General features: G+C 72.4%; 16 protein-coding genes. 10 read left to right on the plus strand and 6 right to left on the minus strand.

From position 1 onward, the window contains the following. The first annotated feature begins 69 nt into the window (after nucleotides 1-69). Nucleotides 70-498 (plus strand): MarR family winged helix-turn-helix transcriptional regulator, encoded by a 429-nt coding sequence (locus OOJ91_RS05350; RefSeq protein ID WP_266243131.1) that lies wholly within the window; start codon nucleotides 70-72, stop codon nucleotides 496-498. An 88-nt stretch (nucleotides 499-586) separates the two neighbouring features. Beyond that, nucleotides 587-2,371, plus strand: coding sequence for an N-acetylglutaminylglutamine amidotransferase (locus OOJ91_RS05355; RefSeq protein ID WP_266243133.1), 1,785 nt, complete (start codon nucleotides 587-589; stop codon nucleotides 2,369-2,371). 10 nt (nucleotides 2,372-2,381) lie between these two features. Here the strand turns inward: OOJ91_RS05355 and OOJ91_RS05360 are convergent, their stop codons facing one another. Beyond that, nucleotides 2,382-3,515 (minus strand): carboxylate-amine ligase, encoded by a 1,134-nt coding sequence (locus tag OOJ91_RS05360; protein WP_439117024.1) that lies wholly within the window; start codon nucleotides 3,513-3,515, stop codon nucleotides 2,382-2,384. A 184-nt stretch (nucleotides 3,516-3,699) separates the two neighbouring features. Further along, nucleotides 3,700-4,719 (minus strand): NADPH:quinone reductase, encoded by a 1,020-nt coding sequence (locus tag OOJ91_RS05365; protein ID WP_266243139.1) that lies wholly within the window; start codon nucleotides 4,717-4,719, stop codon nucleotides 3,700-3,702. Between the two features lie 98 nt (nucleotides 4,720-4,817). On the opposite strand from OOJ91_RS05365, the gene OOJ91_RS05370 reads away from it, so the two are divergent. The 4 genes from OOJ91_RS05370 (at nucleotide 4,818) to OOJ91_RS05385 (ending at nucleotide 8,542) form a co-directional block, all read left to right on the plus strand. Continuing rightward, nucleotides 4,818-5,159: an ArsR/SmtB family transcription factor gene (locus OOJ91_RS05370; RefSeq protein WP_266243142.1), complete on the plus strand. Its 342-nt coding sequence runs from the start codon at nucleotides 4,818-4,820 to the stop codon at nucleotides 5,157-5,159. A gap of 235 nt (nucleotides 5,160-5,394) precedes the next feature. Beyond that, a complete protein-coding gene (gene fxsA, locus OOJ91_RS05375) occupies nucleotides 5,395-5,586 on the plus strand; it encodes an FxSxx-COOH cyclophane-containing RiPP peptide (protein ID WP_266243145.1) in 192 nt (63 codons plus the stop codon). Between the two features lie 2 nt (nucleotides 5,587-5,588). Further along, the gene (locus OOJ91_RS05380) at nucleotides 5,589-6,818 is read left to right on the plus strand and encodes an FxsB family cyclophane-forming radical SAM/SPASM peptide maturase (protein WP_266243148.1); all 1,230 of its coding nucleotides are present in this window, start codon (nucleotides 5,589-5,591) and stop codon (nucleotides 6,816-6,818) included. After that, nucleotides 6,815-8,542 (plus strand): aKG-HExxH-type peptide beta-hydroxylase, encoded by a 1,728-nt coding sequence (locus OOJ91_RS05385; RefSeq protein WP_266243150.1) that lies wholly within the window; start codon nucleotides 6,815-6,817, stop codon nucleotides 8,540-8,542. Before OOJ91_RS05380 ends, OOJ91_RS05385 begins: the two co-directional genes overlap by 4 nt. A 31-nt stretch (nucleotides 8,543-8,573) precedes the next feature. Here the strand turns inward: OOJ91_RS05385 and fxsT are convergent, their stop codons facing one another. Further along, on the minus strand, nucleotides 8,574-12,485 hold the full coding sequence (fxsT, locus tag OOJ91_RS05390) for an FxSxx-COOH system tetratricopeptide repeat protein (RefSeq protein ID WP_266243152.1): 3,912 nt from the start codon (nucleotides 12,483-12,485) through the stop codon (nucleotides 8,574-8,576). A 12-nt stretch (nucleotides 12,486-12,497) separates the two neighbouring features. Next, the gene (locus OOJ91_RS05395) at nucleotides 12,498-13,739 is read right to left on the minus strand and encodes a TIR-like protein FxsC (RefSeq protein WP_266243153.1); all 1,242 of its coding nucleotides are present in this window, start codon (nucleotides 13,737-13,739) and stop codon (nucleotides 12,498-12,500) included. Nucleotides 13,740-13,872: 133 nt separating this feature from the next. Between OOJ91_RS05395 and OOJ91_RS05400 the strand changes: the two genes are divergently transcribed. Continuing rightward, the gene (locus tag OOJ91_RS05400; RefSeq protein WP_266243154.1) at nucleotides 13,873-15,195 is read left to right on the plus strand and encodes a flavin monoamine oxidase family protein; all 1,323 of its coding nucleotides are present in this window, start codon (nucleotides 13,873-13,875) and stop codon (nucleotides 15,193-15,195) included. 113 nt (nucleotides 15,196-15,308) lie between these two features. On the opposite strand, the gene OOJ91_RS05405 is transcribed toward OOJ91_RS05400, so the two are convergent. Beyond that, entirely contained in the window at nucleotides 15,309-17,945 is a 2,637-nt protein-coding gene (locus tag OOJ91_RS05405; RefSeq protein ID WP_266243155.1) for a discoidin domain-containing protein, read from the minus strand. Between the two features lie 303 nt (nucleotides 17,946-18,248). Further along, a complete protein-coding gene (locus OOJ91_RS05410) occupies nucleotides 18,249-19,448 on the minus strand; it encodes an ROK family transcriptional regulator (RefSeq protein ID WP_266243157.1) in 1,200 nt (399 codons plus the stop codon). 235 nt (nucleotides 19,449-19,683) lie between these two features. Here OOJ91_RS05410 and OOJ91_RS05415 point away from each other — a divergent pair, with 235 nt between their 5' ends. The 3 genes from OOJ91_RS05415 (at nucleotide 19,684) to OOJ91_RS05425 (ending at nucleotide 22,877) form a co-directional block, all read left to right on the plus strand. Further along, nucleotides 19,684-20,982 (plus strand): ABC transporter substrate-binding protein, encoded by a 1,299-nt coding sequence (locus OOJ91_RS05415; RefSeq protein WP_266243159.1) that lies wholly within the window; start codon nucleotides 19,684-19,686, stop codon nucleotides 20,980-20,982. A gap of 70 nt (nucleotides 20,983-21,052) precedes the next feature. Further along, nucleotides 21,053-22,045 (plus strand): carbohydrate ABC transporter permease, encoded by a 993-nt coding sequence (locus OOJ91_RS05420; protein WP_007460898.1) that lies wholly within the window; start codon nucleotides 21,053-21,055, stop codon nucleotides 22,043-22,045. Continuing rightward, nucleotides 22,038-22,877 carry a carbohydrate ABC transporter permease gene (locus OOJ91_RS05425; protein WP_266243161.1) on the plus strand — a complete coding sequence of 280 codons (840 nt, stop codon included), beginning with the start codon at nucleotides 22,038-22,040 and terminating at the stop codon, nucleotides 22,875-22,877. Before OOJ91_RS05420 ends, OOJ91_RS05425 begins: the two co-directional genes overlap by 8 nt. Nucleotides 22,878-22,901: the final 24 nt, after the last annotated feature.

The raw sequence follows: 22,901 nt of genomic DNA on the forward strand, positions 1-22,901 counted from the left end.
TTCCGTTCGGGATATGCTGAGGTTACCTCAACATGAGGTAACAACGGTATCGGCTGCTACCGTATTCCGGTGACCGAGGACACCACCGACAGCGGCGACGAGAGCCTGGCCGAGACGTTCTGGGCGGTCGCGTCCCGTCTGCGCCGACAGACCCGGGAGTCGTTGGCGCCCTGGGACGTCACCCCCAGCCAGTCCCGGGCGCTCGGGGTGCTCGGTCGCCACGGAGAGGTACGCCCCGGCACGCTCGCCGAGCACCTGCGCATCGCGCCCCGCTCGGCCACCGAGGTCATCGACGACCTCCAGGCCCGCGGGCTCGTCGAGCGCAGACCCGACCCGGCCGACCGCCGGGCGACACTTGTCGCGCTCACGGCCGAGGGCACCCGGATCAGCGCCGCCATCCGGGCCGCCCGCCGCGCCGAGGCGGACCGCTTCTTCGGCCACCTCGACGACAGCGACCGCGCCGAGCTGGCCCGCATCCTGCGCACCCTGCGCGCATAACCGCCGCGCACCCGGGTAGCCAGCGGCCCCGTCCGGTCGGCGGGGCCGGCCGGCACCGGTCGGGGCGAGGTGACGGGAGGCCCGGCTGATGTGCGGGATCAGCGGGGAGGCGCGCTTCGACGGCCGGCCGCCCGACGCGGCTGCCGTCACCCGGATGACCGAGGCGATGCGCTCACGCGGCCCGGACGACGAGGGCCTGTGCGCCGACGACTGGGTGATCCTCGGGCACCGCCGGCTGACCATCATCGACCTGTCCGAGGCCGGCGGCCAGCCGATGGTGCGCGACGACCTGGGCCTGGCGCTGGTCTTCAACGGCTGCGTCTACAACTACCCGGAGCTGCGCGAGGAGCTGCACAACGCCGGGTACGAGTTCCACTCCACAAGCGACACCGAAGTGATCCTGGTGGCGTACGCCCACTGGGGTGAACGGTTCGTCGACCACCTGGTCGGCATGTTCGCGATCGGGCTGGTCGACCGGACCCGGCGGCGGCTCGTCCTGGCCCGCGACCGGCTCGGCATCAAACCGCTCTATCTCGCCGAGACCCCCGGGCGGCTCCGGTTCGCCTCCACCCTACCCGCGCTGCTGCGGGCCGGCGACGTGGACACCGGCATCGATCCGGTGGCGCTGCACCACTACCTGTCCTGGCACTCCATCGTGCCGGCGCCCCGGACCGTGCTGCGCGGCGTCCGCAAGCTGCCGCCCGCCACGGTACGGGTGATCGAGGCCGACGGGCGCAGCCGGGAGCAGGTGTACTGGCGGCCCGACTACGTGCGCGAGCCGGCCGACGCGGGCATGGACGCCGCCGACTGGCAGGCCGCGATCGGCGACGCGCTGCGCACTGCCGTACGCCGACGGCTGGTCGCCGACGTCCCGGTCGGGGTGCTGCTCTCCGGCGGCCTGGACTCCAGCCTCATCGTGGCGCTGCTCGCCGAGGCGGGCCAGGAGCACCTGCGCACGTTCAGCATCGGCTTCGACAGCCGGGGCGACGAGTCCGGCAACGAGTTCCACTACTCCGATCTGGTGGCCCGCGCGTACGGCACCGACCACCACCGGATCCGGCTCGCCGACGACGACCTGGCGCCCGCCGTACGACGGGCCGTGCTGGCCATGACCGAGCCGATGGGCAGCCACGACGTGGTCGCCTTCCACCTGCTGTCGGAGCAGGTGGCGCGGCACGTGAAGGTGGCACAGTCCGGGCAGGGCGCCGACGAGGTGTTCGCCGGGTACGGCTACCACCAGCCACTGACCGAGGCGCCCCGCCACGGCGCGGTCGAGACGTTCGCCGCCGCCTTCTTCGACCGTGGCCACGACGAGCTGCGCGCCATCGTCGGCCCGGCGTACGCGCTGGAGCACGACGCCAGCCGCGACCTGCTCACCGACCACCTCGCCGCGCCCGGGGCGCAGACCGCGCTGGACGCCGTGCTGCGCCTGGACACCCACCTGATGCTCCCCGACGACCCGGTCAAACGGGTGGACAGCATGAGCATGGCGTGGGGGCTGGAGGTGCGCACGCCGTTCCTCGACCAGGATCTGGTCACCCTCGCCGCGCACTGCCCGCCGGAGCACAAGGCGGCCCAGGGCGGCAAGGGCGTGCTCAAGGAGGTCGCCCGGGAGGTGCTGCCCGCCGAGGTGATCGACAGGCCGAAGGGCTACTTCCCGGTGCCGGCGCTGCGTAACGTGGACGGGCCGGTGCGCGAGCTGGTCGCAGAGGCGTTGCAGGCCCCGGTCGCGCGCGAGCGGGGCCTGTTCCGCCCCGAGTACGTGGCGCGGCTGCTCGCCGAGCCGGACCGGGCCGAGGCGGCGGCCGGCAGCAACAAGCTGTGGCAGCTCGGCCTGCTGGAACTGTGGTTGCAGACCCACGACATCCGCTGAGTGCCGCCCGTCAGCCGGCGGCGGTCTGGGTGGCGAGGTCGTCGATGACCGCGCGCAGGTCGCCGGTGTGCTCCAGCACCCGTCGCTGTCGGGTCGCGCCGGTGCCGTCACGACGCAGCCGGGCCAGTTGGGCCAGCACGTGACCGAGGTCGCCGTGGCGCAGCAACGCCGGGGCGACAGCCGCCATCAGCTCGTCGACCAGGTCCCAGGCCGGTCGGGTGCCGCCGGCCCGCAGGTCGATCAGCTCGCCGTCCAGTCCGTCGTGGGCCGCCCGCCAGTGCGCCGCGGCGACGAGGCAGTCGCGCACCGGCGGGGCGAGAACACCAGCGCGTACGTCGTCGGCGAGTGTCGCGACCAGGCTGCGGACCAGGGCGGCGACAAGCACGGCGTCGTCCACGGTCGGGCAGACGTCACCGACACGGACCTCCACCGTCGGGTACGCCGACGACGGCCGGGCGTACCAGTAGACCATCGCCGCGTCCAGCATGATGCCTGCGGCGATCAGCTCGTCGACGGTGCGGTCGTAGTCGGCGGCGGAGTCGAAGTACGGCGTGGGGCCGATGCTGGGCCAGCGCTCCAACTGCATCGACCGCCAGCTGGCGTGGCCGGTGTCGTGCCCTTCGTGCAGCGGCGAGTTGGTGGTGATCGCCTGCACCACCGGCAGCCACACCCGCAGGTGGTTGCAGACCTGCACGGCCAACTCCCGGTCCGGCAGACCGACGTGCACGTGACAACCGCAGACCGCCGGATCGTGCGCCACCGGCCCGTACCGGCGTGACATGGCGTGGTAGCGCGGCCGGTCGGGCACCGTCCGGTGCGACTCGGCCACCGGGGTGGCGCCGACCGCCACGAGCCGGGCCCCGGCCGCGGCGGCGGCCTCGACGGCGGATCGGCGCAGCGCGACGAGGTGGGTACGCAGCTCGCTGAGGTCGGCGCAGACCGGCGTGACCATCTCCACCATGCTGTGCCGGAACTCCTGGCGACTCTGGTCGCGGGCCGGACCGCGCAGCGCGGCCAGCACCTCGTCGGCCACCGGCAGGTTCCGGCCGCCGTCCGGGTCGAGGAGCAGGAACTCCTCCTCGACGCCGAGGGTGAGAGTGCCGAGGTCGGGAACGGTGTCGACGGTCGTCGGACGGTACGCCACGGCCGCCTCCATCCGCTGCTGCGGCCACGGGTGGACACCCCGGCCGACGGGCGGCTCGGTTTCCCGGCCCGGACGGCTGGCAAACGCGCGCTCAGCCCGGCGCGCAGCCGGCCCCGTTCGGCCGTTCTGTCCGTGCCTGCGGCGGCCGTCCGGTACGTCCCATGCCTCGGTGGCCGGCGGGACGTCAGGGTGCGACGTCCACCAGCACCTTGCCGACCGCGCCGCTCTCCACCGCCCGGTGCGCGTCGGCGGTGCGGTGCAGCGGGAAGCGCAGCAGTGGCAGGCCGTGCTGCGCGCCGACCGGCAGGGCGCCGGCGCGGATCGCGGCGGAGACGTCCTCGACGGCTGCGGCGCGCGCGTGGGGGCCCGCCGTGTAGAGCACCAGGAACTGCAGGCGCGCGTTCAGCACCATGCTCTGCCCGACGGGGAACTCGACGGCCTGTCCGCCCTGGTTGGCGTACGTCGCGATCGTGCCGCGCGTACGCAGCACGGCCAGGTCCAGAGCGAGGTTGGAGCCCAGCGCCACCTCGGCGACGATGTCGACACCGTCGGGGGCGATGGCACGGATGGCGGCGGCCGGGTCACCCTCGCGGTAGTTGACGGTGTGGTGGGCTCCGGCGGCGGTGGCCAGCGTGGCCTTCTCCGGGCCACTGACCGTGGTGATGACGGTGGCACCAGCCCAGCGGGCGAGCTGGATCACCGCGTGGCCGACCGCTCCGGCTCCGCCGGCGGCGAGCACCACCGTGCCGTCGAGCGCGCCGGGGTGCAGGCGGCGTGGCCCGTCCTCGGCGACGGTCAGCGCACGGTGGGCGGTGAGCGCGGGCACGCCGAGCGAGGCGCCGACGTCGAACCCGGCCTCGTCGGGCAGCGGCACGGCCTGCTCGGCGGGTACGACTGTGAACTCGGCGGCGGTGCCGGTGGGCCGCCCGGCGGCGGCCATGAACAGCCACACCCGCTGACCGACGCGGCCCGGATCGATCCCGTCGCCGACGGCGTCGATGACACCGGCACCGTCGAGGTGCGGGGTGATCTCGGGGAACAGCTTGCGGTGCGCGACGCCGGAGCGGGCCTGCCAGTCGGTCGGGTTGACCCCGGACACGGCGACCCGGACACGGACGTCGCCGGGCCCGGGCGCGGGCCGGTCCCGCTCGACGAGCTGGAGGACGTCGGGGCCGCCGTTGTCGCGGTAGATGATCGCCTTCATGATCCATCCAATGTTCGATGTGCGTCGTACCGTTCGATCTGGCTCGAACAGTACGATGAGAGTCGTACTTTCTGCAACATCTGGCTAGGCTTCGTCTCGTGACCGAGGTGATCGAACCCGCCATCGAGACCGTGACGATCGACGTCGTGCTCAGCGCGCTCGCCGACCCCGTGCGGCTCACGCTCGTGCGCGCCCTCGACGCCGCCGGGGACTGGACGTGCGGCAGCGACGCCCTCAGGGACACCGGCGTCACCATCGGCAAGTCGACGCTGTCGCACCACATCAAGGTGTTGCGCCATGCCGGCCTGATCCGCACGCGCGTCGACGGCATCCGCCGACTCGTCACGCTGCGCCACGACGAGGTGGAACAACGGTTTCCCGGGCTGCTGGCCATGCTTCGCGACCGAGACACCGCCCGCGCGTCGGCCTCGACCGCCTGACGCCGACCACGGCGGCGGCCCGTTTCGACGGGCCGGCGGGCACAATCGCGGGGTTCCGGCCGCGGGCGTGCGCGGGCCGCCGGACGACCCCGGTGGTACGCCAGGTAACGGCACGGTGGCCAGCGCGTACGGGCTGCGGTGTCGCGCCGTCCGGGGCCGGGTGCGATGGTGTAGAAAGGCGGAGTGAGCGCAGCGGTGACGCAGGTGCCGGTCTTCGACCGAAGGACGGTCCACGGTGGCTGACCACGACCAGCCGCCCATCCCCCGCACTGTCGGCACCGCTCTGGTGCAGCTCGGCGACGTACCCCTGGCAGACCTGCTGGCCGGCGCCGGTGACGGCGTACTGGCCCACGTGCTGGGCACGTTGGCCGCCGAGGATGAGCCGGGCCGGCCCGGCGACGTGTCGGCGTTCGAGTCGAGCTTCTGACCGTGCCGGCCGACGCCCCGCCGTCGGCCACCCGACACCGCCCTGTCGTGGCCGCGCCCCGCATCCGCCAGGTGGTGCTGAAGGTCCACTCGCGATGCAACCTGGCCTGCGACCACTGCTACGTCTACCGCAACGCCGACCAGGACTGGCGGGCCCGACCACGGGTCATGGGCCCCGGCACCGTGCGCCGGGTCGCCGACCGGCTCGCCACGCACGTGGCCCGGCACGGCACCGACCGGATCCGGGTGGTGCTGCACGGCGGGGAGCCGCTGCTCGCCGGCCTCGCCGTGCTCGACCGGACGGTACGCACGCTGCGCGCCGCGATGCCCTCCGACGTCGCCCTCGACGTGGCGATGCAGACCAACGGACTGCTGCTCGACGAGGCGGCGCTCGATTTGTGTCACACGCACGGCATCGACGTCGGGGTGAGCGTGGACGGCGACCGCGCCGCCAACGACCGGCACCGCCGCCACGCCGACGGGCGGGGCAGCTTCGACGAGGTGGCCGCCGCGCTGCGTCTGCTGGCCCGGCCCGAACATCGGGCCCGCTACGCCGGTCTGCTCTGCACCGTCGACCTGGCCAACGACCCGATCGCCGTCTACGAGGGCCTGCGGGAGTTCGACCCGCCCCGACTGGATCTGCTGCTGCCGCACGGCAACTGGAGCGCTCCCCCACCCGGACGCCACCCCGACGACCCCGCCACCCCGTACGCGGACTGGCTGATCGCCGTCTTCGACCGCTGGTACGCCGAGACGCCCCGGCGTACCGGCATCCGGCTGTTCGAGTCGCTGATCGCGCTGCTGCTGGGCGGGCGCAGCGGCACCCAGGCACTGGGCGCCGCCGAGCCGGACGTCATGACGATCGAGACCGACGGCACCATCGAGGGCACCGACACGCTCAAGACGACCACCGCATCGGCGATGCGGACCGGCTTCGACGTCTTCCGGCACAGTATCGACGACGCGCTGCGGCACCCGTCGCTGGCCGGGCGTCCCACCGGAACCGCAGCGCTGGCGCCTGCCTGCCGGGCCTGCCCTGTCGTCGACGTCTGCGGCGGCGGCCTGTACGCGCACCGCTTCCGCGACGGCGCCGGCTTCGTCCACCCGTCGGTCTACTGTGTCGACCTGCTGCGGCTGATCGGGCACGTGCGGACAGTGGTGACAGCCGACCTGGACGCGCTACGTCGTCGCGTCACCGCGGCGAACGTGCCGACGCCTGTGGCGCAGCCGTGACGGCCCCGCTGTCGGCGGCGCAGCTCACCGGGCTGGCCGGCGGCCACGGGGACGCCGCCACTGTCGCGGTGTTGCGCGGCGGGCAGCTCGGTCGTCGTCGCCTGCTGACCGTCGCCGCGGCCCGCGCCTGCCACGGCGAGCCACTGGTCCGGCAGAGTCTGGACCTGCTCACCCGGGCCGAGCACGCCGACCGGGCGGCGGTGGCCGCGGTGCTGGCGCACCCACCCGTCACCGGATGGGCTCGCGCCGCGCTCGACGGCGCCGCCGGCCCCGCCTACCTGGCCGCGCTCGCGGCGGCGGCGGCGACCCGCGCCGGCCTGACGTTCACGCTGACGCTGCCCCGCCCGGCCGACGGTGTGCTGCCGCTGCCCACCGTCGGCGCGGCGACCGGCCTGCCCCTGCACAGCCCGGTGCGGTTGTGCGGGGAGGCGGGCACGCTACGGATCGACGCCGGCCGGGGCGGCGCGCACGACGACGGCGTACGGATCGAGGCGGGCGGTGGCCGGCTGCTCGACGCGGGCGTCGGCGGGATCGGCTGGCTGCCGGTGCGCAGGACCACGCCGTTTCACGCGGTCGAGGTGCTGGTGGACGACCAGGATCCGTGGCGCGACTGCTACCACAGGCCGTCCGCGGCCCGACTGGACGACGTGTCGGCCGACCGACTGGACCGGCTCACCGTCGAGGCCGGGCAGTGGCTGCGGGCCCACCTTCCGGCGCACGCCGATGCCCTGGCCGGGCTGCTGCGCACACTCGTGCCGCTGCGACCGCCGCCCTCGGGCAACCCGGTGAGCGCCACCAGCAGGGACGCGCTGGGCGCCATCGCGCTCTCGGTGCCGGCCGACGCGCGGACCCTCGCGCTGCTGCTCGTCCACGAGTTGCAGCACACCAAACTCGGCGCGCTGCTCGACCTGGTCCCGCTGCACCGCGCTGGTGGGCCGGCCCGCTACCGGGCGCCCTGGCGACTGGACCCGCGCCCGGTCGGCGCGCTGCTGCAGGGCGCGTACGCGCACCTGGGGGTTGCCGAGGTGTGGCGCTGCCGACGGCACGAGGGCACCGCCGCCGCGTTCGAGTACGCGTACTGGCGGGAGCAGACCATCCGCGCGGTCCGGCAGCTCGCCGACGCGGCCGAGCTGACCGCGGCCGGCCGGGCGTTCGTGGCCGACATGGCGAACACCCTGCGCGGCTGGCGTGACGCGGTCGACGGCGCGGTCGAGGCGGCGGTACGCGACGTGGCGGACGCCGGCGCGGTGCGCTGGGGCCTTGCCAACCTGGTCCCCGATCCGGACGAGGTGGAGCGCCTTGCGTACGCGTGGCGACAGGGGGTGCCGCCGGATGTCTGCCGCTCGGTGTCGACAGTCGTCCCGGCCGCGGCCCGCCCCGCCCTCACCGTGGGCAGCGGCCCCGAGGGCGCCGTCCGCCATCGGCTCCTGGGCTCGGGCGGGCTGCCCGGGTCGACCCCGAGCGACCAGGCGTACGCGGCGGGCAAGCGGGAGGACGCGTTGGCCGGGTACCGCCGACGTGTCGCGGCCGACTGCGGGGACGTCGACGCCTGGGTGGGCTTGGCGCTGAGCGCCCACCACACCGGGCAGCCGGCCGCGGCGGGGGTGCTGACCAGCCGGCCCGAGCTGGTGCGGGCGCTGGGTCACACGCTGCCCGACGCCGACCCGCTCGCGCTCGCGGCCTGGCTGGCACCACCCACCCCGCCAATCGGCCGCGGACAGTGACGCAACCCGGCCCCCGGATGCGACGCGAGGGTCAGAGCAGCGCCGGTTCGATGTAGGCGTTGGAGCGTTCTCGCTGGCGGGCCTGCATCACCCGGGGGTTGTCACCGCCGAAGAGCTGCACCAACTGACCGAACGCCTCGTCGTAGAGGGCCCGGCCCGCGTCCGCCTCGCTCTCGGTGGCCTGCCGGCTCAACGCCAGGTTGACCGAGGCGGAGAGCGTGTCCGGGTGCTCGGCGCCAAGCGCCCGGGTCAGCTCGACGTACGCGGTGGTGTCCAGCAGCAGGGCGTTCTCCCGGTCGCCGAGGGCGAACAGGTCGTTGGCCAGGTTGAGGGTGGCCAGCAGGGTGTGCGGGTGTCGCTCGCCGAGGCTGGTCAGCAACTGGTCGCGGACCCGCTGGGACAGCTCCCGGGCCTGGACGTGGTCGCCCTGCTTGCGCAGCAGCACACCGAGGTTGTTCAGGCAGGCCAGCGTGATGGCGTGCGACTCGCCGAGCACCTCGTTGTAGCCGTCGCGCAGGCGGCGTGCCACCCGCAGGGCGGTCTGGTTGTCGCCCACCGCCGACCAGGTGGTGGCCAGGGCCATCTCGGCGGAGAGCGTGTCGGCGTGCTCACCGCCGAGGGTGCGTTGGTAGCGGACCACGGTCCGCTCGATCAGCCGGTGCGCGTCGGTGAAGCGTCCGAGCTGACGCAGGGTGAGCGCCAGCTCCTTCGCCGTGCGCAGGGTCTCCGGATGGTCCGCGCCGATCACCTTCTGCTGGGTGGTGTAGGTGCGTTGCAGCACGCTGTGCGAGCGCCACAGCTCACCGGTGTCGCGCAGACCGCGCCCGTAGTTGCTGGCCGAGGCGAGGGTGGACGGGTCCTCCTCCCCGAAGCGGTCCCGCCGGCGCTCCTGGATGTGCTGGTCGAGCGCGGCGGCGCCGCGGAAGTCGCCGACCAGGCGCAGCGACACGGCGAGGTTGTTCTCCGCGGTCAGCGTACGGCCGCTGTCGTCGCCGAAACTGCGCACGCTCAGCTCCAGGGTGCGCCGGTCCTGCGCCTCGGCCTCGTGGTAGAGGCCCTGGGCGCGCAGGTCCGCACCGAGGCTGCGGGCGGTCATCAGGGTGTAGAGGTGCTCCTCGCCGAAGATCCGCCGCTGCCTGTCGTAGACGTCCCGGTCGATCTCGAACGCACCGTCGAAGTGGCTCTGTGCGCGCAGGACGTTCGCCAGGTGGAAGCGCATCCGCAGCTTGGTGGGGTCGTCCTCGTCGGTGTCGCGCCACGCGGCAAGCGACTCCTCGGCCAGGGCGCGGCTGGTGTCGTAGTCGCCCCGGCGGTAGAGGTAGCGCACGATGTCCGCGACCAGTTGCCGCGCCTCGTCGATCGTGGACAGGTGCAGACCGCTGGGGCGTACGTGCGGCCACAGCTCGGCGTAGCGCGGCCAGTTGACCGGCTTGTCGGGGTCGCGTGGGCTGGCGGCGGCGAGGAGCAGTTGGGCCTCCCGGCGGGCTTCCTCGGGGTCGGCCAGCTGGTCCTGGATGACGAGCTGGACCAGCCGGTGGATCCGCACCGAGTTGTTCTCCGCGTCGACCTGGGCGAGGCCGTAGCGGCCCAGCTCGGCGGTGACCAGGCCCTGCAGGATCGGGTCGGTGAGCGTCGGGTCGATCGGGGCCATGAAGCTGGCGAAGCGGTCACCGGTGAGCATCGCGACCGGGATCGGCTCCGGCGCGTAGAACGAGCACAGCTCCAGCAGCCGGGCCGCCGCCGGCTTCTCCTCGCGCAACTGGCCGAGGGTGAACAGCCAGGTGGCGGCGAGCGCCTTGGAGTAGCCGGCGGACTGCCGGCCGTCGAGGATGCGCAGCAGGCCGGGGGTGTCCAGCGAGCTGAGATACTTCTCCACCTGCATGGCGCTGGCCCGCAGGTACGCCGCGCCCTGCTCGACAGCGAGCGGCAGGTCGCCGAGCTTCTCGGCCACCTGGGCGGCCTCGTCCTCGGTGAGCCCGCGGACCCGGTCGCGCAACAGTTGGACGCTCTCGGCGCGGTCGAAGACGCTCAGCTCGGTCGCGGTGGCGTACTCGCTCCAGCTCTGGTCTCGGGTCGTGAGCAGGACGTGGCCGGGGCCCTGCGGCAGCAGCGCCCGGGTGGCGCGGGTGGGCTTGTCGGCGTTGTCCAGGATGATCAGCCAGCGCCGGTCGGGGCCGGCTCGGCGCAGCGTGTCGAGCACCCGGCGGGCCGCCTCGGCGCCGCCGCCCGTGCCCAACCCCATCGCCTGGCCGAGGTCGCCGAGGCCGCCCCGGATGCGGTCCTCGCTGTCCGCCGGGATCCACCACACCAGGTCGTAGTCGCGGCCGAAACGCAGCGCGTACTCGGCGGCGAGCTGGGTCTTGCCGACACCGCCGAGGCCGTGCACGACCTGCGTGGCCGAGTCCGGTGAGGTGGTGAGCCGGTCGCGCAGCGCCTCGATCTGGGCCGCGCGGCCGACGAAAGGCGTCCCGTGCTGGCGGACGTTGGAGATCGTCGGGAATGGGCCGGGGAACCGGCCGACCGTGCGACCGCCGACCGGGGCCGTCGGGGTTCCGGCCGCCTCCAGCAGCCGGGTCCGCGCGGTGGACGCGTCGGCGTCGGTGAGGTCCACCGGGCTGTGATCGCTGTACGGGACTGTCAGCCTCGACTCGTCGACCCGCAACGGCACCAGCACTCCCCCGCCGCCGAGCTGGTCGCGGCCGGTGGCGGTCTTCCACACCTCACCCGCGAGCGGGGTGCTCGCGTAGTGCCGCGTGAGCACGGCGAGCACCCGGCTGGCGCCGCCGACGGCCCTGTCGAACTCGGCCCGTCCGCCCGCGAGCAGCGGCACGTCGAGCGCACGACGATCCACCCGCAGTCCGGCGTCCTCCAACTGGTCGGTGATCCACTCGGCCCAGAGCCGATCGGCGGAGGCGTAGCTGAGTAGCACGGCCTGCTCGGCGGTGAGCCGGCTGCGTTCGAACTCGGCCAGCGAGCGGCGTCGGTCCGGTTCGCGCATCGGGTCCAGCTGGGTGATCCGCCCGTCGGTGATCACCGAGGCGAGTTGCTCGTACGCGGCCAGCAGGGTGCCGACCTGCTCGGGCCGGTCGCCGAACGCGGCGAGGATCTCCTCGTAGGCGTAGAACGTGCGGTACGGCACCTCGATGGTGTTCCAGTAGCGGGCGGCAGCCGCGTCGGACAGGTGGTCGAGGAACGGGGCGAACTCGGCGCGGACCAGGTCGCGGCCGGTCTCCAGCTTGCGCAGTTCGGCGTCCTCCACGCGCATCGGCACCGGCAGGAGCAGCGGCGGGTCGTCCGGGCGCTGGCTGCGGATGGAGCGGGCCACCGCCGCCGCGCCGCGGATGCTCTGCGTGGACATGGTGAAGCAGTTGACGACCAGGTCGGGCAGTTGCACGGTGCAGATGCCGGCGACGTCGCTGAGGCCGGTGCGGCTGTCGATCAGCACGACGTCGTACTCGGCGCGCATCTGCGCCCGGACGGCGTCGATGAACGACGCGCCGCCCTGCCGCTCGTAGAAGTTGGCCCAGTCGAAGGTGCTCACCAGCCGGGAGTACGCCGAGTCCTGCTGCCCGGCGGCCACGAAGTCGATCACGCCGCCGTGGCTGAAGTCCCAGTTCAGCGAGACCGCGCGACGTTGGATCTTGGCGTGGCCGCTGAGGAGTTCCTGGGAGTCCTCGTCACGGTTGCGCTGCATGGTGGCGATCGAGTAATCCCAGATCATCTCGATGACGCCGGGGGTGGCGCGCAGCTCCTTGTCGCGCAGGAACGGATGGAAGTAGCGGTGCAGGCCGGGAGACTCCAGGTCCCAGTCGACGACAAGCACCTGCAGGCCCTGGCTGGCCAGGATCCAGGCGACGTTGGCCAGCGCCATCGTGCGGCCGGTGCCGCCCTTGTACGAGTAGAAGGTCACGATCTGGCCGTGTGCCGTCTCGTTCACCGCCATGGCGTGCCTCCCCTAGGGACCTTCGAGGATCGGGCGAAGACCTGAGCCGTCGGTGGGCGGCTCCTGGTAGACCGTGCCCGTGCGGTAGATCCGGCCCTGCTCGACCACAAGCACGTCCTCCAGTTCCTCCTGGAAGCGTGCGGAGGTCGCGATCTCGGTGCGCCACACATCGCGGGTGTTGTGCAGCACGTGGTGCGGGAGCACCCGGGCCAGGGTGTCCCACATCTTCCGGTTGCCGCCGGCAGCCGCGTCGTCGGCGGCCGTCCACGGCACCAGCACCGGCGCCCGCGGCGAGTCCACGTCGCGGTCGTGGCGAATCAGGCTGACCTGGTAGCGCGGCAGGTCGGCGGACCAGACGTCGACCACGAGCACGACGATCTGGTTGTGCGCCCGCGCCCACTCGCGGACCGCCGCCAGCTCCTCGGCGTCCTCCACCGTCCAGCCGTAGCTCTTGGTGGTGGCGATGGCCCCGGCCCAGCTGCCGATGGGCACCTCCAGCTCGGGCCGGTACGGCCGCCAGTCCCGCGAGACCGCGCCGTAGCGGTCCTCGGCGCCGGGCCGGCTGCCGGCCAGCTCGGCGGAGCTGCCGGCGACCAGCACGATGTGCACGTGCCGGGCACTGGTGGCCCGCTGCACCGCCGTCGACGCGCTCGGACCGTGGTGTGCCTGCGGCCTGGGCGGCCGGTCGAAGGCGCTTGTCACCTTGGACAGCACGGGGCGCTGCACCGGCCGGTGCAGGGTGTGGTCGCGGGCGGTCTGCACGATGTGCCGGGCGAGCGCGTCGACGAAGTCCTTGTAGTCGTCCTCGTGACGTTTGCGCTGCTTGAGGGTGAGCAGGCCGTCCTGGGCGTAGGCGGTGCCGGTCTGGAAGTTGCGGTACTGAAAGCCGGCGACCGCCTTGGGCAGCTGGTCGCACGGGATCCACTGCACAGGCACGATCGCGGGCGGGCGAACGCGGAACTGCCGCTCGTGCTCGTCGATCCGGTCGGCGAAGACCTGGAACTCCCGACCGCAGTAGTCGCTGACGACGTACCGGGGCGAGGTGAGCGCGATGAGACAGGCGCTTGTGGACAACGCATCGGACAGCGTGTCCGGCCAGGTGCTGCCGAGCAGGATGTGCCCGTCGATGAACCCCGCCTCGTCCCAGTGCAGGGCAGCCAGCCCGGCCACCGCCTCACTGAGATCGACGAAGAACTCCTGTATCTGGCTGTTGCGGTTGTCCTCCTGGGCGTAACTCAGGAAAAAGAGTGGCACGCCCGCCTCCGCTCACGGGTTCCACGACCGGTAGGCACAGTATAGGACCGTCGATGCCAACCCACCCGGACCGCGATCATCGGCGTGAGCGCGCGAAGAGTCATATGCCCGACGCTTTCGGGTAGACGGGGCCGTGTCCGACGGAATTCGGGTGGTCGTGGTCGGTGCCGGGATGTCCGGTCTCGCCGCGGCGACAGCGCTGTGTCGGGCCGGCGCGCGGGTGCGGGTGGTGGAGGCCCGCGGCCGCGTCGGGGGGCGGGCGCTGACCCGGTGGTTGCCCGACGGCACCCAGCTCGATCTGGGCGCCCAGTGGATCGGCCCGACCCAGGACCGGATGTACGGGCTTGTCGCCGAGCACGGGCTGGTCACCTTCACCTCGGCGGCCGTCGGCGCGTCCACCCTGCTGTGGGGCGGCGCGCGGCGGCGCGAACCGCCGACGCCTGTCGCGCGGGTGCTCGGCGTGCTCGACGAGTACGCCGCCGCGGTCGACCCCGCCGCGCCGTGGGAGGCGCCGGAGGCGGCGCGGTGGGACGCGACGACGCTCGGTTGCTGGTTGCGCGCCACGGCCGGCGACACCGACACCGCCGACTACCTGGGGCGACTGCTCGCCGGTGGGCTGCTGGCCACCGGGGCGGACGAGGTGTCCCTGCTGCACCTGCTGTTCTACCTGCGCGGCGCGGGGGGCACCGGACCGCTGCTGGGCATGGCCGGGGGCGCGCAGCAGGACCGGATCGTGGGCGGGCCCCCGGCGCTTGCCGAGCGGATGGCTGCCGGACTACCGCCGGGGACGCTACGACTGGGCGCCGCCGTGCACGCCATCGCGCAGGATTCCCACGGCGTGACGGTGTGCACCGACTCCGGACGCGTCGAGGGTGACGCGGTGGTGGTCGCGCTGCCGCCGGCGCTCGCCGGCCGGATCCGGTACGACCCGCCACTGCCGCCGCTGCGCGACGGCCTGACGCAGCGGATGCCGATGGGGTCGGCGTGGAAGGTGCACGCCGTCTACCGCGAGCCGTTCTGGCGAGCCGACGGGCGCTCCGGCGTGTCCACAAGCAGTTCCGGCCCGCTCACCGAGACCGTGGACAACTCCACGCCGACCTCGCCGCGCGGCGTGCTGACCGGATTCAGCTACGCCTCGGACGCCACGTCGCTGCGGGAGATGTCCCCCGACGGGCGACGCCGGCGCGTGCTGGAGGCGTTCGCCGCAGTGGTCGGGCCGCGGGCGGCCGATCCGATCGCGCTCGTCGAGTACGACTGGTCGGCCGACGAGTGGACGCGGGGTTGTTTCGGCGGAGTGCTCACCCCCGGGGCCTGGCGCGCGTACGGGCCGCGGCTGCGGACGCCGGTCGGGCGGGTGCACTGGGCGGGCACCGAGACGGCTACCCGCTGGGCCGGCTACCTGGAGGGCGCGGTGCGTGCCGGGGAGCGCGCGGCGGCCGAGGTGCTGGCGTCCTGAGGGTGTGACCGTGGCCGGCCCGGTCTTCGGCGGGACCGGGCCGGCCTCGGCCCTGGGTGCTACCCGCGCCGGCCCGGTCCGATGAGTCGACCGGGCCGGCGCGGGCGCCCCGGTCAGGGGTAGGTGGTCAGGTACACCGTCTGGTTGGCGGCGTTCGCGGTGCCACCGGCGTTGTTGATCACCCGGTTGATGGTGCCGACGCCACCGAGCGAGACGGTGACCATGTTCGTGAAGCGCACGTTCGAGGTGACCGGCACCTCGAAGGACCGTTCCTCGACCACCGCGGGGTTGACGTTGAAGTAGCTGTAGCTGCCCAGCCCGAACGCCTGGTGACTGGTCACCGAGTCGGCGACCTTGTACGCGGCGTAGCCCCGGGTCGACCCGTTCATCCAGGCCGCCTGGTTCGGTACGTCGTAGGGCAGCTCGTTCTGGTAGAAGTACGTCCGGCCGCCGTTGCCGTTCCAGAGGGTCTGGTACTTCTGGTAGTGCTCGACGAAGAGGCCGTACATGGTGACGTCGTCGCCGTTGACGGTGAGCCCGGTGTCGGCGGTGTTCAGCGTCCACCCGGTCGGTACGCCCGAGGCGGCGTGGTCGGCCCGCCACAGCCACATGTGGTCACCGATCACGTTGTCACTGTTGACGGTGAGCGTGTTGGTGGCCTTGCCGACGTGCGGCCCGCCGATGCGGAAGAACACGTCGTGCAGCGAGGTCGGGTTCGTGGCGTGGCTCGCGGACGAGCCGGACGGCCCGACCTCCATGAGCACCGGCGAGTTGGTCGTGCCGGCCTCGAACATGAGGCCGGCGACCTTGACGCCGTCCACGTCTGCCACCCGCATGCCCACGCTGCCGTTGTCCGCCTGGATGGTGGCCAGGCCGAGGCCGAGGACGACCGTGTCGGCCCGGTTGATCTGGATCGGCTCGGTGACGTGGTGCACGCCCGGGGTGAAGAGCAGGTGCTTACCCTGCGCGACGGCCGCGTTGATCGTCGCCGCGCTGGTGCCGGGCTGGACGACGTAGAACTGCGACAGCGAGATCGACGAGCCGGCCGGGGTCTTGTTGTACCAGCTCGTGCCTGTCGAGTTGGTGCGCAGCGCGGGCACGAAGACCCGGTACTCACCGGTGCCGTCGACGTACAGGAACGGCTTCTCCCGCACCTGCGGGGTCTGCGCGATGACCGTGTGCGACGGGTTGGGGAAGCTCGGCGCCGGGGCGCCGACGACGCCCTGGAAGACCATGTTCCACACCGAGCCGGTCCAGCCGTTGCCGAACTCGCTGTTGCGGGAGTACCACTGCTGCTGCGAGCCGGAGACGACCAGGCCGTCGATGCGGGTGTCGGCCAGCAGGCCACCGCTGGACCAGCCGTCGCCGCCGTTCCAGAGCTGGATCTGGTTCTGCGCGCCGCGCAGGTGCATTCGCCGGTACGGCGCGGCCTGCGACACCGCCCAGCGCTCCACGGTCTGCCCGGCCGGCAGGGTCACCGAGAGGTTCTCGGCGGCCCGCCAGAAGTTCTGCGTGGCGTTGCCGCCCATCCAGAACGCCTCGGTGCGGACGTGACCGTTGAGGTTGACGTCGTCGGGGCTCAGGCCGAGGCCGGCGACCTGGGTGAAGAAGCCGAGGTTGACGTCGGCGGTGTAGGTGCCCGGCTTGAACAGCACGGCGTAGCGCTGCGGGCCGAACTGGTTGGTCTCCTGCTGGGTGAAGAGGGTGTTCAGTCGACTCTGGATGGTCGACGTGGGCGTGCTGGGGTCGAAGACGTACGTGTTCGATCCGAGGTTGGGGTTGTACGGGTCGGTGGTGCCGACCGGGGGTTCGGTGGTGCCGCCGCCTGTCGTGTTCACCGCCAGCTCCCAGAGCGAGTAGCCGTAGGCGGTGCCCCGGGCGGTGCCGTACACCCGCAGGTAGCGTCCGCTGCCGGCGACGGTGAGGTTCTGCGTGCCGCCGGTACCGGTGGTGGTGGAGTAGACGGTGGTCCAGGTGGCCCCGTCGGCCGAGGTCTGGAGCTGGAAGGCCCGGGCGTACGCGGCCTCCCAGGTGAGCGTCACCCGGCAGATCGTGCGGGTGCTGCCGAGGTCGACGCGTAGCCACTGCGGGTCGCTGGCGGCGCTGGCCCAGCGCGTGCCGGTGTTGCCGTCGACGGCGGCGGACGCCGGGGTGCCGGCGTTCTCGGTCGACGAGGCGGTCACCGGGCTGCCCTGCGCGACGTTGGCGCTGCCACAGGTGGACGTGCCGCCGCCGGTCTCGCCGTAGACCTGGAACTCCCAGAGCGAGTAGCCGTAGCCGGTGCCCCGGGCGGTGCCGTACATGCGCACGTACCGGCCGGTGCCGGTGACGGTGAGGTTCTGGGTGCCGCCGGCGCCTGTGGTGGTCGAGTAGATGGTGGTCCAGGTGGCGGCGTCGTCGGAGGTCTGGATCTGGAAGGCGCGGCCGTAGGCGCCCTCCCAGAGGAGGTTGACCTGGCTGATTGTCGCCTGCGCGCCCAGGTCGACCTGGAGCCACTGGGGGTCGCTGAACGCGCTGGCCCAGCGGGTGCCGGTGTTGCCGTCGACGGCTGCCGACGCGGGGGTGCCGGCGTTCTCGGAGGACGAGGCGGTCGCCGGGCGACCCTGCGACAGCAGGGTGGGGGCGGCCTGCGCCGGGGCGGTGGCGACGGCCGGGGTCAGGGCCGCGACAAGTGTCACGGCGAGTCCGACGAGGAGGTGCCGGACGGCCCGCCGGGGACGCGGGCGTACGGATGTAGCACGAGATGTCATGACATCGCCTGTCGATAGGGCGTTACGGACGCCGCGCGGGTGGGGGATCGGATTTCGCCCGTGGTGCCATGGGTGGAGCCGCCGATGCGGCGCCGCGGGTCGGAGAGCGCTCTCGTAGGAGTGTTGCGGCGAGATTGCGGCGGCGTCAAGACATCGATCTATAACTTCGTTATTTATCCCGAGGATTCTTTTTGTGTAATTCGCCGCACCCGCCGCCGGTCGCGCCCACCCCGCGCGGTGATCAAGAGCTTTGCGTCACGACACGCGCGATCCCTGACGCAAACCTCTTGATCGACAAGGGGGTCAGCGGCGCACGCCGCCCTCGGTGAGGAAGCGGGCTATCGGGAGGGTCGCCGCTCCCAGGGCGACCGCGTCCACGCCGAGGCGGCACAGCTCGATCGACGCCTGCTCGTACGGCTGGCGCAGCGCCTGCCGACCGGCGGCCTCGCGGACTGCAGGCAGCAGGTCGCCCAGCACCATCGCCGCCCAGCCACCGAGGACCACCCGCTCCGGGTTGAACAGGTTGATCAGGTTGGCCACACCGGCGCCGAGGTAGCCCGCGGTGTCGTCAAGCACCCGGCGGGCGGTGGCCGACGAGTCGGCGGCGGTGACAAGCGCGGAGAGCTGCGACTCCTCGTCCACGCCCGGCACCTGGCGACCCCGACGCGCCTCGCGGTAGCGGTCGATGATCGCCTCCGCGCCCACGTACGCCTCCAGGCAGCCGCGCGCGCCGCAGCGGCAGGCCCGGCCGCCGTACACGAGCGTGGTGTGGCCCCACTCCCCCGCGCTGCTGGACGCGCCCCGGTAGGTGGCGCCGTTGGTGACCACGGCCGCGCCCACGCCGGAGCCGACGAGCGCGAAGACTGCGTGCCGGGCGCCGCGCCCGGCGCCGAACCACATCTCGGCCTGGCCGAGGGTCTTCGCGCCGTTGTCGATGTGCAGCGGCAGGTCGGTGCCCGCGCCGATGAGGCGTTCCAGCGGCACCCGGTCCCAGCCGAGGGCCTGGGCGTGCACGACTGCCTCGACGCCCTGTTCGACCACGCCGGAGACGCCGATGCCGACGCCGAGCACGTCGGCGGTGGCCACCCGGGCCTGGCCGGTGACCGCCTCGATGCCGGCCAGCACGTGCCCGGCGACCACGCCGGGCTCGGTGCGCGCCGGGTCGAGCGGGTACTCGATGCTGGCGAGCAGGCTCATCGCGAAGTCGAACAGCTCGACCCGGACCCGGGTCTCGCCGACGTCCACGCCGATCACGAAGGCGTACCGGGGGGCGACCCGCAGCAGCATGCTGGGGCGGCCACCGTCGGACTCGGCGGCGCCGGCCTCGGCCACGATGCCCTCGTCGATCAGGTCGGCCACCACGTTGCTCACCGCCGGCTGGCTCAGGCCGGTGCTGCGCACCAGGTCCTGCCGGGTGAGCGGGGCGTCGAGGAAGAGCTTCGTCAGCAGGGCGGACCTGTTGCGCAGCCGGACGCTCCGGTTGGTGGCTCGTGCCAGCTCCACTCGTCACCTCGTTCCCGTCGGCCGTTGGTGGCGACTGTAACCGCACCGTGCTTGACGACCCACCTGCCAGCAACTTTAATGACGACATTCATTAAGCCGTGATGTAACTCCCGGGAAACGCCGACGGACCCCCGACGGCGCATCCGGAGAAACCCCGTCCGCAGCCGGCCACCGTCGCCGCCCCTATCGACGACGACGGCCGGCGGACCCCCACCACGCACCGGAAGGGCTGACCGTGTCGAGACGACACCTCGGGATATTCACCGCCGCCGTACTGGCCGCCGCATCGCTCACCGCCTGCGGCGGCTCCGGCGACGACTCCGCCGCATCGCCCAAGACCCTCACCTACTGGGCCAGCAACCAGGGCGCCAGCCTGGAGGCCGACAAGACCACCCTCCAGCCGGAGCTGGACAAGTTCGAGAAGCAGACCGGCATCAAGGTCAACCTCGAGGTGGTCCCCTGGTCGGACCTGCTCAACCGGCTGCTCGCCGCCGCCGCCTCGGGCAAGGGCCCGGACGTGGTGAACATCGGCAACACCTGGTCGGCGTCGCTGCAGGCCACCGGCGCGCTTGTCGAGTTCGACGACGCCACCCTGCAGGCCGTCGGCGGCAAGGACCGCATCGTGCCCGCCGCGCTCGCCGCCGCCGGCGCCCCCGGCAAGCCGCCGGCCGCCGTGCCGCTCTACAGCATGGCGTACAGCCTGTACTACAACAAGAAGGCGTTCGCCGACGCCGGCATCACCGCGCCGCCGACCACCTGGGAGCAGCTCGCCGAGGACGGCAAGAAGCTCACCAAGGGCGGCAAGTGGGGCCTCGCGATCGAGGGCGCCAACCCGTCGGAGAACGCGCACCACGCCTTCACCTTCGGCCAGCAGTACGGCGGCGACTGGTTCGACTCGGCCGGCAAGCCGACCTTCGACACCCCGCAGAACGTCTCGGCCATCAAGCGCTACATCGACTTCATGGCCGCTGACAAGATCACCAACCCGAGCAACGCCGAGTACGCGCAGAACCAGTCGGTCTCCGACTTCGCCAACGGCAAGGCCGCCATGCTGCTCTGGCAGTCCGCAGGCTCGAACCTGAAGACGCAGAACATGGCCGCCGACGCGTACGGGGTGGCCCCGGTGCCGTTCCTGGCCAGCCCGCCGGCCGGCGGCAAGAAGGTCAACAGCATGGTCGCCGGCATCAACATGGCGGTCTTCAAGCACACCAAGAACAAGGACGGCGCGCTGAGCTTCGTCAAGTTCATGACCAGCGACGAGGAGCAGACGCTCCTCAACAAGACGTACGGCTCGCTGCCTGCGGTGAAGACCGCGGGTGCCGACCCGGCGTTCAGCGCCCCGGAGCAGAAGAGCATCCAGGAGACGCTTGTCACCACCGCCGCCCCGCTGCCGCAGGTGCCCGACGAGAGCACCTTCGAGACCCTGGTCGGCACCGCGATGAAGGAGTTGTTCGCCGACGCGGCGAGCGGCAAGCCGGTCACCGAGCAGTCGGTGAAGGCGAAGCTGACCGACGCGCAGCAGAAGATGCGCTGACCCACGCAGCGCCGGTGGCCGTGGTCGGGTGACGAGCCCGGCCACGGCCACCGCCTCCGAGAGGACCCCGATGGCAACCAGCACCACCGCGCCGAACGCCGACCGGCGCGTACCCCGGGCCGGGTCACCCGCCCGGGGGGCCGCCCGCCGGCCGCGCGGCCCCCGCCGCTCGCTCCTGCCGTACCTGCTGCTCGCCCCGGCCATCGTGCTGGAACTCGCCATCCACGTGATCCCGATGGTGGTCGGGGTCTGGATGAGCCTGCTGGAGCTGACCCAGTTCCACATCCGGGACTGGTCCACCGCGCCCTTCGTCGGGCTGGAGAACTACCGCGCCACGCTCGACCTGAACAGCGCCGCCGGCAAGGAGCTGCTGCACTCGTTCTGGGTGACGCTCATCTACAGCGTGCTCTCGGTCGGGTTCGCCTGGCTGCTCGGCATCGCGGCGGCCGTCGTGCTGCAGAAGCCGTTTCGCGGGCGGGCCATCCTGCGGGCGCTGTTCCTCACCCCGTACGCCCTTCCGGTCTACACCGCCGTGATCACGTGGAGCTTCCTGCTGCAACGCGACACCGGCCTGGTCAACCACGTGCTCGTCGACCAGCTCGGGCTGCTGAACGAGCGGCCGTTCTGGCTGATCGGCGACAACAGCTTCTGGTCGCTGCTTGTGGTGTCGGTCTGGCGCAACTGGCCGTTCGCCTTCCTGTGCCTGATGGCCGGCCTACAGAACGTGCCCGGCGAGCTGTACGAGGCCGCCGCGATCGACGGCGCGGGATTCTGGCGCCGACTGCGCTCGGTCACCCTGCCCATGCTGCGGCCGGTGAACCTGGTGCTGCTGCTGGTGCTGTTCCTGTGGACCTTCAACGACTTCAACACCCCGTACGTGCTCTTCGGCGGCTCCGCGCCCGAACAGGCCGACCTCATCTCCATCCACATCTACCGCAGCTCCTTCAAGACCTGGGACTTCGGGTCGGGCTCGGCGATGTCGGTGGCGCTGCTGCTGTTCCTGCTCGTCGTCTCGGCCGCGTACCTGCTGATCACCAACCGCCGGAGGGACGACCATGCGTGAGACCGCCGGTGAGCGCTGGGGCCGGCGCATCGTGCTGACCCTGCTCACCCTCTTCGTCGCCATTCCGCTCTACGTGATGGTCACCTCGGCGGCGAAACCGTTGCGGGACGTGCAGAACGGGTTCACCTGGTGGCCCAGCCGGCCCACCCTGCAACCGTTCGTCGACATGTGGAGCACCGTGCCGCTGGCCCGCTACCTGGTCAACAGCCTGGTGGTGTCGAGCGTCGCGGCGGTCTGCTCGGTGGCCGTGGCGATCTTCGCGGCGTTCGCGGTCAGCCGGTACCGGTTCCGCGGCCGGGGCGTCTTCTCGGTGACCGTGCTGTCCACCCAGATGTTCCCCGGCATCCTGTTCCTGCTGCCGCTGTTCCTCATCTACGTCAACCTGGGCAACGCCACGGGCATCGAGCTGTACGCCAGCCGCACCGGCCTGATCATCACGTACCTCACCTTCTCGCTGCCGTTCTCGATCTGGATGCTCGTCGGCTACTTCGACTCGATCCCCCGCGGGCTGGACGAGGCCGCGCAGGTCGACGGGGCCGGGCCGCTGCGCATCCTGTTCCGGGTCATCCTGCCGGCCGCCGTGCCCGGCGTCGTCGCGGTGACCGTGTACGCGTTCATGACGGCCTGGGGTGAGGTGCTGTTCGCCTCCGTGATGACCGACGAGGGCAGCCGCACCCTGGCCGTCGGCCTGCAGGGCTACTCCACCCAGTTCAACGTCTACTGGAACCAGATCATGGCGGCCTCGCTGGTGGTCAGCATCCCCGTCGTCGCCGGGTTCCTGGCCCTGCAGCGCTACTTCGTCGCGGGCCTCACCGCCGGCGCCGTCAAGTGACTCACCCACACCCAGAGGAGAACC

Source organism: Micromonospora lupini, from assembly GCF_026342015.1.
Taxonomy (GTDB): Bacteria; Actinomycetota; Actinomycetes; order Mycobacteriales; family Micromonosporaceae; genus Micromonospora; species Micromonospora lupini_B.